Annotated in this window: 16 protein-coding genes and 1 tRNA gene; 11 read left to right on the forward strand and 6 right to left on the reverse strand. The window is 62.0% G+C overall.

The annotated features are described in order from the left end of the window. Positions 1-164 precede the first annotated feature (164 nt). From rpsA to aroA, 3 genes are all read right to left on the reverse strand, one after another. Entirely contained in the window at positions 165-1865 is a 1701-nt protein-coding gene (gene rpsA, locus HMPREF9696_RS14615) for a 30S ribosomal protein S1 (RefSeq protein ID WP_002713806.1), read from the reverse strand. Positions 1866-2265: 400 nt separating this feature from the next. Further along, complete coding sequence (cmk, locus tag HMPREF9696_RS14620; RefSeq protein WP_002713807.1) at positions 2266-2898, reverse strand: (d)CMP kinase; 633 nt, start codon at positions 2896-2898, stop codon at positions 2266-2268. Beyond that, positions 2895-4232, reverse strand: a complete 1338-nt coding sequence (gene aroA, locus HMPREF9696_RS14625; protein WP_002713808.1) for a 3-phosphoshikimate 1-carboxyvinyltransferase — start codon at positions 4230-4232, stop codon at positions 2895-2897. Before aroA ends, cmk begins: the two co-directional genes overlap by 4 nt. A 153-nt stretch (positions 4233-4385) precedes the next feature. Here aroA and HMPREF9696_RS14630 point away from each other — a divergent pair, with 153 nt between their 5' ends. The 11 genes from HMPREF9696_RS14630 to HMPREF9696_RS14680 all read left to right on the forward strand — a co-directional run bounded on the left by HMPREF9696_RS14630 (position 4386) and on the right by HMPREF9696_RS14680 (position 12521). Continuing rightward, complete coding sequence (locus HMPREF9696_RS14630) at positions 4386-4799, forward strand: TIGR02300 family protein (protein ID WP_002713809.1); 414 nt, start codon at positions 4386-4388, stop codon at positions 4797-4799. Between the two features lie 127 nt (positions 4800-4926). After that, positions 4927-5002 (forward strand) — tRNA-Ala (locus tag HMPREF9696_RS14635). Positions 5003-5147: 145 nt separating this feature from the next. Next, entirely contained in the window at positions 5148-5429 is a 282-nt protein-coding gene (locus HMPREF9696_RS14640; protein WP_002713810.1) for a GIY-YIG nuclease family protein, read from the forward strand. Between the two features lie 185 nt (positions 5430-5614). Further along, a complete protein-coding gene (locus HMPREF9696_RS14645) occupies positions 5615-6817 on the forward strand; it encodes a CaiB/BaiF CoA transferase family protein (protein WP_002713811.1) in 1203 nt (400 codons plus the stop codon). Positions 6818-7020: 203 nt separating this feature from the next. Beyond that, positions 7021-8346: a sn-glycerol-3-phosphate ABC transporter substrate-binding protein UgpB gene (ugpB, locus tag HMPREF9696_RS14650; RefSeq protein WP_002713812.1), complete on the forward strand. Its 1326-nt coding sequence runs from the start codon at positions 7021-7023 to the stop codon at positions 8344-8346. Between the two features lie 21 nt (positions 8347-8367). Further along, on the forward strand, positions 8368-8766 hold the full coding sequence (locus HMPREF9696_RS14655) for a VOC family protein (protein ID WP_002713813.1): 399 nt from the start codon (positions 8368-8370) through the stop codon (positions 8764-8766). 8 nt (positions 8767-8774) lie between these two features. Continuing rightward, positions 8775-9656, forward strand: a complete 882-nt coding sequence (gene ugpA / locus HMPREF9696_RS14660; protein ID WP_002713814.1) for a sn-glycerol-3-phosphate ABC transporter permease UgpA — start codon at positions 8775-8777, stop codon at positions 9654-9656. Then, positions 9656-10504 (forward strand): sn-glycerol-3-phosphate ABC transporter permease UgpE, encoded by an 849-nt coding sequence (ugpE, locus tag HMPREF9696_RS14665; RefSeq protein ID WP_002713815.1) that lies wholly within the window; start codon positions 9656-9658, stop codon positions 10502-10504. Before ugpA ends, ugpE begins: the two co-directional genes overlap by 1 nt. A 25-nt stretch (positions 10505-10529) precedes the next feature. Further along, a complete protein-coding gene (locus HMPREF9696_RS14670; RefSeq protein WP_002713816.1) occupies positions 10530-11630 on the forward strand; it encodes a sn-glycerol-3-phosphate import ATP-binding protein UgpC in 1101 nt (366 codons plus the stop codon). A 155-nt stretch (positions 11631-11785) separates the two neighbouring features. Beyond that, complete coding sequence (locus HMPREF9696_RS14675) at positions 11786-12211, forward strand: Hsp20 family protein (protein ID WP_002713817.1); 426 nt, start codon at positions 11786-11788, stop codon at positions 12209-12211. Positions 12212-12260: 49 nt separating this feature from the next. Further along, on the forward strand, positions 12261-12521 hold the full coding sequence (locus HMPREF9696_RS14680) for a BQ00720 family protein (protein WP_002713818.1): 261 nt from the start codon (positions 12261-12263) through the stop codon (positions 12519-12521). Between the two features lie 91 nt (positions 12522-12612). Here HMPREF9696_RS14680 and ptsN read toward each other — a convergent pair whose 3' ends face one another. The 3 genes from ptsN to rpoN form a co-directional block, all read right to left on the reverse strand. Then, positions 12613-13074: a PTS IIA-like nitrogen regulatory protein PtsN gene (gene ptsN / locus HMPREF9696_RS14685; RefSeq protein WP_002713819.1), complete on the reverse strand. Its 462-nt coding sequence runs from the start codon at positions 13072-13074 to the stop codon at positions 12613-12615. Between the two features lie 138 nt (positions 13075-13212). Then, a complete protein-coding gene (gene hpf / locus HMPREF9696_RS14690) occupies positions 13213-13824 on the reverse strand; it encodes a ribosome hibernation-promoting factor, HPF/YfiA family (RefSeq protein ID WP_002713820.1) in 612 nt (203 codons plus the stop codon). A 79-nt stretch (positions 13825-13903) separates the two neighbouring features. Further along, the gene (gene rpoN, locus HMPREF9696_RS14695) at positions 13904-15535 is read right to left on the reverse strand and encodes an RNA polymerase factor sigma-54 (protein WP_002713821.1); all 1632 of its coding nucleotides are present in this window, start codon (positions 15533-15535) and stop codon (positions 13904-13906) included. Positions 15536-15550: the final 15 nt, after the last annotated feature.

The raw sequence follows: 15550 nt of genomic DNA on the forward strand, positions 1-15550 counted from the left end.
TCGACACACAGCGCCTCCAACACCACCGATGTCGTCCCCGCGAAGGCGGGGACGACCGGTGAGAGATGATGCGCTCCTCGCAGTGACGATCACGCCAAACAAAAAGGGCTCCGGAAAATCCGGAGCCCTTCGTTTTTCAGCAACCGCGAGACGCGGCAGCGATCTTACTTGTCGCGCTTCTTGAGCGCGGCGCCGAGAATATCGCCAAGCGACGCGCCCGAGTCGGCTGACCCGTACTGCGCCATGGCTTCCTTCTCTTCAGCGACTTCAAGCGCCTTGATCGAGACCTGCACCTTGCGGGCCTTCTTGTCGAACTGGATGACGCGGGCGTCGACCTTTTCGCCAACGGCGAAACGCTCGGCGCGCTGGTCGCCGCGATCGCGGGCCAGTTCAGAACGCTTGATGAAGGTGGTGAAGTCGGTGCCGGTGATCTGAACTTCGATACCGGCTTCCTTCACCTCAAGGATGTCGCAAGTCACGACGGCACCCTTCTTGACGTCGCCCGGCTCGGCGAACGGGTCGCCCTCGAGCTGCTTGACGCCAAGCGAGATACGCTCCTTCTCGACATCCACGTCGAGCACCACGGCCTTGACCATGTCGCCCTTCTTGAAGTTGTCGATGACCTGTTCACCCGGCTGCTTCCAGTCGAGATCCGAGAGATGGACCATGCCGTCCACATCGCCGTCGAGACCAAGGAACAGACCGAACTCGGTCTTGTTCTTGACTTCGCCTTCCACGGTCGAGCCGACCGGGAACTTCTCGACGAACACTTCCCACGGATTGCGCATGGTCTGCTTGAGACCGAGCGAGATGCGGCGCTTGGCCGAATCCACTTCGAGCACCTGCACTTCGACTTCCTGCGAGGTCGAAACAATCTTGCCAGGATGCATGTTCTTCTTGGTCCACGACATTTCGGAGACGTGGATCAGGCCTTCGATGCCCGGCTCCAGTTCGACGAACGCGCCGTAGTCGGTGATGTTGGTGACGCGTCCGGTGAACCGCGAGTTCAGCGGATACTTCGCCTCGATGCCCTGCCACGGATCGTCCAGCAACTGCTTCATGCCGAGCGAGATGCGGTGGGTGTCGTGGTTGATCTTGATGATCTTGACCTTCACCGTCTGGCCGATGGCGAGCACCTCGGTCGGATGGTTGACGCGGCGCCACGCGATATCGGTGACGTGCAGCAGGCCGTCGATGCCGCCGAGATCAACGAACGCACCGTAATCGGTGATGTTCTTGACCACGCCGTCGATCACCTGACCTTCTTCGAGGTTCTGCACCAGTTCCTGACGCTGTTCGGCGCGGGTCTCTTCGAGAACCGTGCGGCGCGACACGACGATGTTGCCGCGGCGGCGATCCATCTTCAGAATCTGAAACGGCTGCGCGTTGTTCATCAGCGGTGCAACGTCGCGGATCGGACGGATGTCGACCTGCGAACGCGGCAGGAAGGCGACAGCGCCGTCGAGATCGACGGTGAAGCCACCCTTGACCTGATTGAAGATAACGCCCGTGACCTTCTCGTTGGCGTTGAACGCCTTCTCGAGCTTGCCCCAGCTTTCTTCGCGGCGCGCCTTGTCGCGCGACAGCACGGCTTCGCCGAGTGCGTTCTCGATCCGGTCGAGGAACACCTCGACTTCGTCGCCGACCTTGAGGTCGTTCTCACGGCCGGGGCCGTTGAATTCGCGGAGAGCCACGCGGCCCTCGGTCTTCAGGCCGACGTCGATGACGGCCATGTCTTTCTCAATTGCAACAACCTTGCCCTTGATGACGGAGCTTTCCTGCAGGTTGCCGCCTGCGAAGGACTCGTCGAGCATCGCGGCGAAATCGTCGCGGGAAGGATTATACGAAGTAGCAGTCGAAGCCATTTGATCTCCAGATGCGGAATGCCGGCAGCGGGGTTAAGGGCGTATCGCGCGTCCAGTGCCAAAGGTCCGCAACCTTTGACCACCGTCTCCGCATAGAGGATTGCGAAAACGGGCCGGCTTGTGCCTGCACGAGCGATACGGTGCATTTCAATGATTGTCGCGATTGCCGCGCGACACGGTGTCCGGAGCCAGAATTAAAATCGACTGCTCTGAAGATCGGGAGCGGACATTCCTCCAATGACGGCAGGGTACTAAGCCCTCGGCCGGCCCGCTCGGACGATCTCGACAATGTCGATGGCTGTCCGGACGCAGGGGATATAGCCCCGCGAGAGGGAACGGGCAAGCCTCAAACGCCCGTCAAATAAGCTCAAAAAGCCGATTTCAGGCCAGTTCCGGGTCGTCAGCCCCGTCGGCTGCGCACCGCCTCGACAATGGCAATGGCGGCCTGCACCCCCGCCTCGATGTCGAGTTTGGAGTTATCGAGCACATGGGCGTCATCCGCCCGCCGCAGCGGCGCAGCGGCGCGGTTCTGGTCTCGCTCGTCGCGCTTGAGGATATCCGCCAGCACGGCCGCTTCATCCGCCGGCTCGCCACGGGCGCGGGCTTCCAGGGTGCGGCGGCGCGCGCGCACCACGGGGTCCGCCACCACGAAGATCTTCACGTCGGCATCCGGGCAAATCACGGTTCCAATGTCGCGGCCATCGAGCACCGCGCCGGGCGGTTCCGCCGCGAACTGGCGCTGGAAGCTCACCAGCACCTCCCGGACGCGCGGAAACGCCGAGACGACAGAAGCGCCATCGCCGATAGCCTGTGTTTTCAGCACCGGATCGCCGAACTTTTCCGGATCGAGTTCCATCGCGGCGGCCACCGCCGCCGCCTCGTCATGGAGTTCGCGGCCCATGTCGAGCACCGCCTTGGCGACGGCGCGGTAGATCACGCCGGTGTCGAGGTGCCGGAAGTGGTAATGATGGGCGAGGCGCTTGCCGAGCGTGCCTTTGCCCGATGCGGCGGGTCCGTCGATGGCGATAATCATGAGAAATCTGCCCCTAAACCGCGCATCATCGGAATGAAATCCGGGAAGCTGGTGGCGATGAAGCCGGTATCGTCGATCTTCACCGGCGCATCCGATGCTGTGCCCATCACCAGCGCCGACATGGCGATACGATGATCCATATGGGTCGCGACAAGACCGCCGCCGGGGACGTGCCCCTTGCCATTGACGATCATGTCGTCGCCCGAAATTTCCACCTCGACGCCGTTGACGCGCAGCATCGCGGCGGTCGCCTCGAGGCGATCGGATTCCTTGACGCGCAACTCCTGAAGGCCGCGCATAGTCGTGGTACCTTCAGCGAACGCGGCAGCGACAGCGAGCACGAGATATTCGTCGATCATCGACGGCGCGCGCTCCGGCGGCACGGTAACGCCTTTCAACTGCGATGCGCGCACGCGGAATTGCGCCATCGGCTCGCCGGCATCGCCGCGCACATGGCTCTCCTCAATCGAGGCGCCCATTTCGCGCAATGTCATGAAAAGCCCTGTGCGCAGGGGGTTTGTCATGATGTCAGTCAGCGTGACATCGGAGTCCGGGACGATCAGCGCCGCGACAATCGGAAATGCCGCGGATGAAGGATCGGCGGGCACAACAACATTCGCACCGTACAGTTCGGGCTGGCCGGTGAGCACGATCCGGCGGCCATGCGCGCCTTCGTTGGTGGTAACGATGTCAGCACCGAAATGCGCCAGCATCAGTTCGGTGTGATCGCGGCTGGCTTCGTTTTCAATCACGGTCGTCACACCCGGCGCGGACAATCCTGCCAGCAGCACCGCCGACTTGATCTGCGCCGAGGCCACCGGTGTCCGATAGGTCACCGGGATCGGATCGCGCGCACCCTGCAGCGTCATCGGCAGCCGTCCGCCGTCGCCGCTGGAGGTCACCTTCGCGCCCATCAGTTCCAATGGATCAAGAATCCGGCGCATCGGCCGACTGCGCAGCGATGCATCGCCATCGAATGTCGCCGCAACCGGGCAGCCGGCCACCGCACCCATGGACAGGCGGCATCCGGTGCCGCTGTTGCCGAAATCGAGCGGCGCGTCCGGAGCCTTGAAGCCGCCAACGCCGACCCCACGAACCGACCAGGCCCCTGCGCCGGTTCGTTCGACCCGCGCCCCGAGGGCCGCCATGGCCTTGGCGGTGTTGAGGACGTCTTCCCCCTCCAGAAGTCCCGAAATCCGGGTTTCTCCCACCGCCAGTGCTCCCAGAATCAGGGCCCGATGGGAGATGGATTTGTCGCCCGGCACACGGACGCGGCCACTGAGAGGCCCGGCAGCGCGTGATTCGAGCGGGTTTGGGGGATTTGAATGGGTCAAGATGGCACTTTCCTTCAGTGTAGGCGGCTCCTACCACGGGGCTTGCAGGACGTCACGGGCCGGTCATTTATCCCCCAAACCGCTATTGACAGCGGCGGCGCAACCGCCCAAGTGAAGCACCGCTTTTTCAAGACATCTTCAGGACTATAAACCGTGGCCAAAGCCGATCTCGGAACCAAGCGCATTTGCCCGACCACGGGCAAAAAGTTCTATGACCTCAACAAGAACCCGGTGATTTCGCCCTATACTGGCGAGATCGTGCCGATCGCGCCGGTGGCGCCGCCCCGCGGCCGCGGCGATGCCGCGCGCGCCGCAGCGGCCAGCGCGTCGAGCATTGTGCCGGAGGCTGCCGAGGCGGAAGAATTGGTCTCGCTGGAAGAGGCCGATGCCGAGGAGAAGACCGGCAAGGTCAAGGCCGTGATGCCGGAGTCCGAGGACGATATCGAGGTCGATGAGACCCTCGATGACGACGACGATGATGATTCGACCTTCATCGCCGAGGACGAGGAAGACGATGAAGACGTCACTGATATCATTGGCGACGTCTCGGGTGATGAAGAGACTTGAGATAAATCCTCAAGTGTGATTTTTGGCGCGTATTCGCGAAGCGGTCATCCGCTTCGCGCTCAAGCCGGACAGGTTTGACGTCCTTGATTGCTAAAGCGCTGCACTCCCCAAAGTGCAGTGAGGTTTCGGGGCCATAGCTCAGCTGGGAGAGCGCTTGCATGGCATGCAAGAGGTCGGCGGTTCGATCCCGCCTGGCTCCACCACGCTTCGCCTGCGGCTACGCGTGGCGCAGCCACGTAGCCGCAGGCGAAGCGTGCCCGGCATAGCCCAAAGGGCGACGACGGGCCGAACTCCCCAGATCTCTTCTGGAATTTGACGCCGACCATTCACGCAGTGGAAGATGCGTGCATGTGGTACGTCTACATCCTCCGCAGCGTCGGTTCGCCGGATCAAGACTACACCGGTGCCACGTCCGATTTGAAACAGCGGCTGGCCGACCATAACGCCGGGAAATCAGCGCATACCGCGAAGTTCGCACCACGGCGGCTCGTTTGGTACTGCGCTTTTCATGACAAGTTGCAGGCGCTCTCATTCGAGACGTACTTGAAATCACACTCGGGTCGCGCATTCGCAAAGAAACGCTTGTTGCCGCATTCCAAGCCAGAGGGCCCACCAGACGACTTGCGCTGACCTTCGGCCGCTTCCGGCTATCAACTCCCGTTCGCTCACTGAACGACGCGGCGGTGCAGCATGTACGATCCCGCATGGACGCATGATCGGCGCGATATTGACGGCGCGTCGCGAATTCTTCCAATGTGACGGCGCGCTGCAGTTCCGCGGCGTCATTCTCAATTCGCTGATCGAAGGTTGACCTCATGACATCTCAAACCGCGACCGGTGCGATGGCCGGACTGCGCGTCATTGATCTGACGCGCGTGCTGGGCGGTCCGTACTGCACGCAGATTCTTGCCGACCATGGCGCAGATGTCGTGAAGGTCGAACCGCCCGCAGGCGACGAAACCCGCGACTGGGGTCCTCCGTTCCACGACGATGATGCGGCCTATTTCATCGGCACCAACCGCAACAAGCGCTCTGTCGGCCTCGACCTTGCGTCCGAAGGCGGACGCACCGTGCTGATGAAGATGCTCGAAACGGCGGACGTGCTGATCGAGAATTTCAAACCCGGCACGCTCGACAAGTGGGGCATCGGCAACGATTTCCTGCGCGCGAAATTTCCCAAGCTGATCCATTGCCGCATTTCCGGCTTCGGCGGCGACGGCCCGCATGGCGGGCATCCGGGATATGATGCGATCATCCAGTCCATGGTCGGACTGATGGCATCGACCGGATCGCCGGACAGCGGCCCGACGCGCATCGGCGTTGCACTCGTCGACATGTCGACCGGTCTCTATGCCGCCACCGGCATCCTGATGGCGCTGGCCGAGCGCGCAAAGTCCGGGAAAGGCCAGTTCCTCGAAACCACTCTTTACGAGGTTGGTCTCGCGATCATGCATCCGCACACCGCGAACTTCTTCATGCACGGCAAGCCGCCGGCGCTGACCGGCAACGAGCATCCCAATCTCGTTCCCTATGCGGTGTTTCCGGCGCGCGACGGCAACATCTTCATGGGTGTCGGCAATGACGGCACCTTCCGCAAGCTGATGAAGGAGCTTGGACGGCCCGAGCTTGGCACCGATCCGCGCTTCGCACGCAACCGCGACCGCATCGCGAATCGCGACGAACTGCGCGCCGTGCTTGTCGACATCCTCAAGGATTTCGACAGCGAGCCGCTGTGCCGCCGCCTGCTGGCCGCCGGCCTGCCGGCCGGTCCGGTGCAGTCGGTCGACAAGGCGCTGTCCAACGAGCACACCAAGGCGCGCGGCGATGTGATCGAGAAGGATTGGTACAAGGGCGTCGCCTCGCCGATCCGGTTCGACCGGACCAAGGCCAGCCTGCGCCATGTGCCGCCGAAATTCGCCCAGCATACCGACGAGATTCTGGGTGAGTTCGGCTACTCGGAAAAGGAGATCGCCGACCTCAAGGCGTCCGGCGTGGTGGTCGAGCAGCGCAAGCGCTGATCCGGGCACGACCTGAAATCGACGGGCGGCAGTCCTCGCGGCTGCCGCCCGTTTCCTTTTGCCAATCGCGATCCGCGCCAGCCCCGGCTCATTTAGTGCTTCCCTCCGGCGACCGTCCCCGCTTACCATCCCCGCCGTCACCGGCACGTCATCCGGCGCTGTTACCGCGCAACGATGATGACGGCTTCCTGGGAGAAACATTGATGACACGTCGCCAGATCGGCTTGCAGGCTGTCTTGGGCCTGGCTGCCTCCACTTTCCTTGCCTTCGCAACCCCCGCCCAGGCGGTCACCGAGATTCAGTGGTGGCACGCCATGACCGGCGGCAACAACGACATCGTCAACAAGCTCGCGGCGGACTTCAACGCCTCGCAGAGCGATTACAAGGTGGTTCCCACCTTCAAGGGCAGCTATCCGGACACGATGAACGCGGGCATCGCCGCCTTCCGTGCCGGGAACGCGCCGCACATCATCCAGGTGTTCGAGGTCGGCACCGCGACCATGATGAGCGCTCGCGGCGCGATCAAGCCGGTCTACCAGCTCATGAAGGACGCGGGCGAGCCGTTCGATCCGAAAGCCTATCTTCCGGCGATCACCGGATACTACTCGACCTCAAAGGGCGAGATGCTGTCGTTTCCGTTCAACTCCTCCTCGATGGTGATGTGGGTCAATCTCGACGAGTTGAAGAAAGCCAACGTCGCGGAAATTCCGAAAACCTGGCCGCAGGTGTTCGACGCCGCGAAGAAGCTGAAGGCTGCGGGCCATACCACCTGCGGGTTCTCCAATGCCTGGGCGACCTGGGCGCATATCGAGCAGTTCTCGGCCTGGCATAACGTGCCGATCGGCACCAAGGCCAACGGTCTCGACGGCTTCGACACGGTGCTGAAGTTCAACTCGCCGCTGCACATCAAGCATCTGCAGAACCTGATCGATCTGCAGAAGGACAAGACCTACGACTATGCCGGGCGCACCAATGCCGGCGAAGCACGGTTCGGCTCGGGCGAATGCGCGATCTTTCTGACATCGTCGGGCTACTACGCCACCGCCAAAAGCACGGCGAAGTTCGCGTTCACCTCGGCGCCGATGCCGTATTATCCGGATGTCGCGGGCGCACCGCAGAATTCGATCATCGGCGGCGCATCGCTCTGGGTGATGGGCGGCAAGAAGCCGGACGAATACAAAGGTGTCGCCAAGTTCTTCACCTTCCTCTCCGACACCAACCGCCAGGCCAAGCTGCATCAGGAATCCGGCTATCTGCCGATCACCAAGGCAGCTTATGAAAAGACCAAGGCCGACGGCTTTTACGAGAAGAATCCCACGCTGCAGACCCCGCTGAAGGAGCTTACCAACAAGGAGCCGACCGAAAACTCGCGCGGCCTTCGCTTCGGCAACATGGTGCAGATGCGCGACATCTGGGCGGAAGAGATGGAAGCCGCACTCGCCGGCCAGAAGAGCGCGAAGGATGCACTCGATTCCGCCGTGAGCCGCGGCAATGCCATGCTGCGGACCTTCGAGAAAACCGCCAAGTGAGCCTTCGGGAGCGCGGCCATCATGAAACTGACCGCGCTCATTCCGATGCTCAGTGTGTCAGACCTGACCCTGAGCATTGCGTTTTATCGCGACAGGCTTGGGTTTAACGTCATCAACGTCTTCGGTGAACCCGAGCCAAAATGGTGCATGATCGGGCGCGATGCCATCAAGTTCATGCTCAATGAGCCTCCCCGCGCGGAAACGGACACGGTGCCGCTGCATGCGAAGAACTTTCAGGTCTACTATTTCTACCCGGACGACGTCGCATCGCTTCACGCGGCATGGAAGAGCGACGGCTTGCCTGTTACCGATTTGCGCGTCACGTTGTACGGCATGAAAGAATTCGAGTTGCGCGATCCCGATAACTACTGGCTCTGGTTCGGGCAGGAGTGCAACGATCCGCCGACGGTTCGCGAGTGACGCCCTGAATGGAAAAGTCCGCCGTCTTCAACAACAAGCTGCTGCCCTATCTCCTGCTCATACCGCAGCTCATCATCACTTTCGTATTCTTCTACTGGCCCGCCAGTCAGGCGATGTGGCAGTCATTCCTGCGCGAAGACGCGTTCGGCCTCACCTCGCAATTCGTCGGCCTTGAGAACTATCGGGACCTGTTCGCGCAGCCCGAATACTATAAGGCGATGCTGACGACAGCCGTGTTCTCGTCGCTCGTGGCGCTGTTCTCACTCAGCATTGCGCTGCTGTTCGCGACCCAGGCCGACAAGAACCTGAAGGCGGCACCCGCCTTCAAGACGTTCCTGATCTGGCCCTATGCGGTGGCGCCCGCTATCGCCGGCGTGCTGTGGATCTTCATGTTTCATCCGTCGCTAGGGACGCTGGCGCGGCCGCTGCGCGCCTTCGGCTTCGACTGGAATCCGCTGCTGAACGGCAATCATGCCATGACACTTGTGGTGATGGCGGCGGTCTGGAAGCAGATTTCCTACAACTTCCTGTTCTTCCTTGCCGGCCTGCAGTCGATCCCGAAAAGCGTGCTCGAAGCCGGTGCCATTGACGGCGCCGGTCCGCTGCGGCGGTTCTGGACCATCGTGTTTCCGCTGCTCTCGCCCACGACATTCTTCCTGCTGGTGGTGAATGTCGTCTACGTGTTCTTCGACACCTTCGGCATCATCGACGCCGTCACCGGCGGCGGCCCGGCGGGCGCGACCACGACCATGGTCTACAAGGTTTATGCCGACGGACGCCTCGGCGGCGATCTCGGCGGCTCCGCCGCGCAGTCGGTGGTGCTGATGGTGATCGTGATTGCGCTGACCGCCGTGCAATTCCGCTATGTCGAACGCAAGGTGCAGTACTGATGGTCGAGCATCGTCCGCTGCGCGATTTCGTCGCCTACGCCATCCTGATCTTCGGCGTCTTCATCGTCGCCTTTCCGGTCTATCTTGCTCTCATTGCATCGACCCACGATGCCGCCACGGTTGTTACCGGCAACATGCCGCTTTCGCCCGGCGGCCATACGCTGGAAAATTACTACCGCGCGATCTTTGTCGGCGGCTCGCGCGCCAGCCGCGAGCCGGTCGGGCACATGCTGATGAATTCGTTCATCTCCGCGACCGGCATTGCGGTCGGAAAGATCTTCATTTCCATCCTGTCCGCCTTTGCCGTGGTGTATTTCCGCTTTCCGTTCCGCAAGACCGCGTTCTGGATCATCTTCATCACCTTGATGCTGCCGGTCGAGGTGCGCATCTATCCGACCTACAAGGTGGTCGCCGACCTGCACATGCTCGATACCTACGCCGGACTGATCCTGCCGCTGATCGCGTCCGCGACCGGCACGCTGCTGTTCCGGCAGTTCTTCATGACCGTGCCGGACGAATTGCTGGAGGCGTCGAAGATCGACGGCGCAGGACCGTTTCGTTTCTTCAAGGATACGCTGCTGCCGCTGTCGGTCACCACCATCGCGGCGCTGTTCGTGATCCAGTTCATCTATGGCTGGAATCAGTATCTGTGGCCGCTGCTGATCACGACGCAGGATTCGATGCAGACCATCGTGACCGGCATCAAGAAAATGCTCACCACCACCGACGAGCTGGCCGAATGGCAACTCGCGATGGCCACCGCGATTCTCGCCATGCTGCCGCCGGTCGCCGTTGTGGTGTTCATGCAACGGCTGTTCGTTCGCGGCCTTGTCGAGACCGAAAAGTAGCTGCTGGAAGTTTTAGAGAACGAACATGTCGAATGTCGTCCTGCGCAATGTGAAGAAGACCTATCCCGGCGGGGTCGATGCCATCAAGGGCATCGACTTCGAGGTCGGCGACGGACAGTTCTGCGTGCTGGTCGGCCCATCCGGTTGCGGCAAATCCACTTTGCTCCGCATGGTCGCGGGTCTGGAGACCATCACCGGCGGTGAGATCGACATCGGCGGCCGTGTGGTCAACGAGATCGAACCCGCCGACCGCGACATCGCCATGGTGTTCCAGAACTACGCGCTCTATCCGCATATGAGCGTTTACAACAACATGGCCTACGGCCTGCGCAACCGCGGCACGCCGAAGGCGGAGATCGACACCCGCGTGCGCGAGGCCGCGCAGATCCTCGAAATCACACCGATGCTGGACCGCAAGCCGCGGCAACTGTCCGGCGGCCAGCGCCAGCGCGTCGCCATGGGCCGCGCCATCGTGCGCCAGCCGAAGGTGTTTCTGTTCGACGAGCCGCTGTCGAATCTCGATGCCAAATTGCGCATCGCCATGCGCGTCGAAATCCGCAAGCTGCAGCGCCGGCTCAAGACCACATCGATCTATGTCACGCACGACCAGATGGAGGCGATGACGCTGGCCGATATTCTGGTGGTGATGAACGCGGGACAGGTCGAACAGATCGGCTCGCCGCTCGATATCTACCGCAAGCCCGCGACCACCTTTGTCGCCTCCTTCATCGGCGCACCGCCGATGAATCTTCTGCCCGTTCAGGCCAACAATCTCGGCGGCATGCTCGATGCCTTGCAGATCGGGGCGCCCGGCGATGCCATTCTCGGAATCCGCCCCGAGGACTTTTCGCTGACAGGCACCGCCGCGCCGGAAAGCCTGACACTCGAGCTCACAGTGGATGCCATCGAGCGCGTCGGCGCGGAAACATATGTCTACGGCACCCGGACACGGGAGAATGCCGGCCCCGCCGTGAGCGCGAAGCCCGGAGAGCTGCCTCCGGGCGAGATCATTGTCCGCCTGCCCGGCGAGGCGGCGCCCGCCATTGGCGAGCGCATCAGCGTATCGGCGGCGCGGGCCAAACTGCACCTGTTCAGCCCCGACGGCCGCAGCCGGATCGGCGGGTAGCGAATTTCTTATTGTTTAAAGGCGGTTGGAGGTTCTTGAACGGAACCGGCAAATCGCCATATTTGATTCAACCGGTTGGCCGCAAGGCAGCCGGGAACCCAGGAAGGAGCGCCGCAAGGGCTCCAACCCAAAGTCGCTTCGAGAGGACTTTGAGAATGTCTCGTGTTCCTTCCCTGTCGTCGCCGTTCCTTTTGGGATTCGACGAAATCGAGCGTGCGCTCGATCGCGTCGTGAAAGGCGCAGACGGTTATCCTCCGTACAACATCGAGCGGTGCGGCCGTGACGAAGGCCAGCCCGAACGCCTGCGGATCACGCTGGCGGTCGCCGGATTTACCCGCGATCAACTCGATGTAACCACTGAGGAAAACCAGCTCGTGATCCGGGGCCGCCAGCAGGACGACAAGACCCGGCAGTACATCCATCGCGGCATCGCCGCGCGTCACTTCCAGCGCACCTTCGTGCTGGCGGACGGGATGTATGTCATCGGCGCGGACCTGAAGAACGGCCTGCTGTCGATCGACCTGGCTCGTCCCGAGCCTGAACGGGTCGTTAAGACGATAGCCATCAAAGAGCACGAATAATGGAACGAGAGCGGACTCGACCGCTTAACTCTGACAAGGAGTCGAGACCATGACTGGTAATGTAATCTTCGAACCCGCCGTCTCGCTTGAGGCACTGGCAACCTTGGGCGAAGGCCACATCGCGTACGTCAAACAGATTCGCTCGGAAGACGTGCCGGGACTTTTCCCGCAGGCGCCGGAAATCGCGCCGGGCCTGAAGCTGTTTGCGCTTCATGCCGCCGACGGCACGCCCATCATGCTGACCGACAGCCGTGAAGCGGCGATCGCAAATGCATGGAGCAACGAACTCGAGACCGTCAGCGTTCACTGAGCAGGCCGCAAGCCGCGACGTGATGCGACGATCGGACAACGAAGCGGCAGCGCGGCGAGCGCTGCCGCTTTTATTTTGAGAGAAAAGAAAATCAGGCCGCCGTCGCGGGCGGCAGCGCCAGCACCGAATACAGCGCCTCCGCGTCCTTGGAGGCGCGCAGCTTCTTGGCGATGTCCTGGTCCCGCAGCAGGCGCGCGATGCGTGCGAGCGCCTTCAGGTGGTCCGCGCCCGCGCCTTCCGGCGCCAGCAGCAGGAAGATCAGATCGACCGGCTGGCCATCCATCGCCTCGAAGTCGATCGGACGATCCAGCCGCGCAAACAGGCCCGACAGCTTGTCGAGCTTCGGCAACTTGCCGTGCGGAATCGCCACGCCATAGCCGACAGCCGTGGTCCCCAGCTTTTCACGCTGAAGCAGCACTTCAAAAATCGACCGTTCGTTCTGTCCGGTCAGGACAGCGGCGCGGGCCGCGAGCTCCTGAAGGGCCTGCTTCTTGCTGTTGACTTTCAAAGCAGGAAGAATCGCCTCCGGTGCGACCAGATCGGTAATCGTCATGGAGCGTTCCGAGGATAAGTTAAGCTGTTGGTTTTCTGACTAAATCGGTCTCTGACCGGGCGGCGGCAAGGGCTCTTGGCACCAACCATGGCCCGCACCCCGAAAGGCGGCGGACCATAGTTAGGCTTATTCATGGCGTCAATGGCGGGCGGCCTCGCTGACCGCCGGTGGATCCACCCAGCCGACATTGCCGTCGGGCCGCCGGTAAATGATGTTCACCCGCCCGCTGCTGCCGTGCTGGAACACCATGACCGGCGCGCCGGTCAGGTCGAGTTCCATCACCGCCTCGCTGACCGAGCAGCGCTTCAGCGATGTGGTCGCCTCGGCAATGATCACCGGATTGAATTCGCTCACTTCGTCATCATCCGATGGCGCCTCGATGACATAGCTCGGCGCGTCCAGCGCCGCGCCGTTGAGATCGGAGAGCGCAGCGGCCGCGGCATGCGCCTTGCGCGCGGAGCGATCCTTCAGCCGGCTCTTGTAGCGGCGCAGGCGCTTCTCGATCAGCAGCAGCGCCTGGTCGGCGCTGGCATAGGCGTCCGCAGCCATGGAGTCCGCCTCGAGCGTGATTCCGGAATCCAGATGAAGCGCGCAATCGGTGCGAAAGCCGAAGCCATCCTTGCTGAGTGTGATGTGACCCGAGTAGTTGCCATCGAAATACTTGCGGAGCACTTCGTCGGTGCGCTCGCTGACGCGATCGCGAAGGGCTTCGCCGATGCTGATGCTTTTTCCAGAGACCCGGAGTGTCATGTCTTTCCTCACTTGCTTCTTCGGACTTGCAGTCTTGCAGAGTTCGGATGAAGGAGCGTTCCGCTTCTTTGAGGCGCAGTCAAGCGGTAGCTGTGTCGCGGGACCTGTCGGGAGAGGTTGACGTCAATGCCGTACCGAGCATGCTCTGCTTGTCGCGGCGGCGCTGCACGGACGAAGGAATACGCATGGCTTCACGATATTTCGCGACCGTGCGCCGGGCTATATCAATGCCATCCCCGCGCAATCGTTCCACGATGGTATCGTCGGACAGGATCGCGGTCGGGCTTTCCGCATCAATCAACTGTTTGATGCGGTGCCGCACGGCCTCTGCCGAATGCGCGTCGCCGCCATCGGCGGAGGCAATCGAGGCAGTGAAAAAATATTTCAGCTCGAACGTGCCGCGATTGGTGGCCATGTATTTGTTGGCGGTCACGCGCGACACCGTCGATTCGTGCATCTGGATGGCGTCCGCAACTGCCTTCAAATTAAGCGGCCGCAGATGCGCAACGCCTTGCGTGAAGAAGCCGTCCTGCTGGCGGACAATTTCGGTCGCCACTTTCAGGATGGTGCGCGCGCGCTGATCGAGCGCCCGCACCAGCCATGTCGCGTTCTGCAGGCAATCGGTGAAATAGGATTTGTCGCCATCCTTGCGGATGGTTTTAGAGAGCTGCGAATAGTAAGTCTGGTTGACCAGAACCTTCGGCAAGGTGTCGCTGTTGAGTTCGACATGCCAGCCGCCGTCCGGGCCGGGACGGACATAGACATCCGGCACGACGCTCTGCGCCTTCGCCGATCCGAACTTGAGGCCGGGCTTCGGATCCAGGTGACGGATTTCACCGATCATGTCGGCGATGTCTTCATCATCGACACTGCAGATTTTCCGCAGCGAGGCGATGTCGCGCTTCGCCAGCAGATCGAGATTTTCGACCAGCGCCTGCATCGCCGGATCGTAGCGGTCGCGTTCGCGCAACTGGATCGCAAGGCACTCGCTCAGATTGCGGGCGCAGACGCCAGGCGGGTCGAACTTCTGCAGCACCGCCAGCACGGCCTCGACATCCTCGCGCGAGGTGCCGAGCTTTTCATGCGCATCGCCGAGATCGGCGGGCAAGTAGCCGGCCTCATCGACAAGGTCGATCAGGTACTGCCCGATCATGCGGCGTGCGGGATCGGCAAACGCGACGGCGAGCTGTTCGGCGAGATGATCGCCCAGGGTCATCTCGGCCGCGACGAACGCTTCGAGATTGTAGTCATCGTCGTTCGAGGCGCCACCGCCCCATTCGGTGTAAGCCGTCGGCGCAGCGTCCTGCGCGTTGCGCGCGGCGGCGTCTGACGGCTCCTCGGGAAACACGTTCTCCATGCCGGTATCGAGGGTCTGCTCGATCTCGGTTCGGCTGCCGAGGTCGGGCGACATCCATTCCTCGGCGCCGGGCTCGAAGGCGTCGCCCGCGCGCTCGCCGTCGCCTCCGGGCGAGAAGTCGGCACCATCGGAAAAATCACCGTCGCCGTCGCTTTGGGCCGCCGGCGGCTCACCGTGGTCCGGCGCGCCGTCCTGGTTGGCCCGCTCCAGCAGCGGATTGCGCTCAAGCTCGTCCTCGACAAACGCGACGAGGTCGAGATTCGACAGTTGCAGCAGCTTGATCGCCTGCATGAGCTGCGGCGTCATCACCAGCGACTGCGTCTGGCGGAACTCTAGTCTTTGCGTCAGTGCCATAAAATCAAGACTCGG

The sequence above is a fragment of the Afipia clevelandensis ATCC 49720 genome (genome assembly GCF_000336555.1).
GTDB lineage: Bacteria > Pseudomonadota > Alphaproteobacteria > Rhizobiales > Xanthobacteraceae > Afipia > Afipia clevelandensis.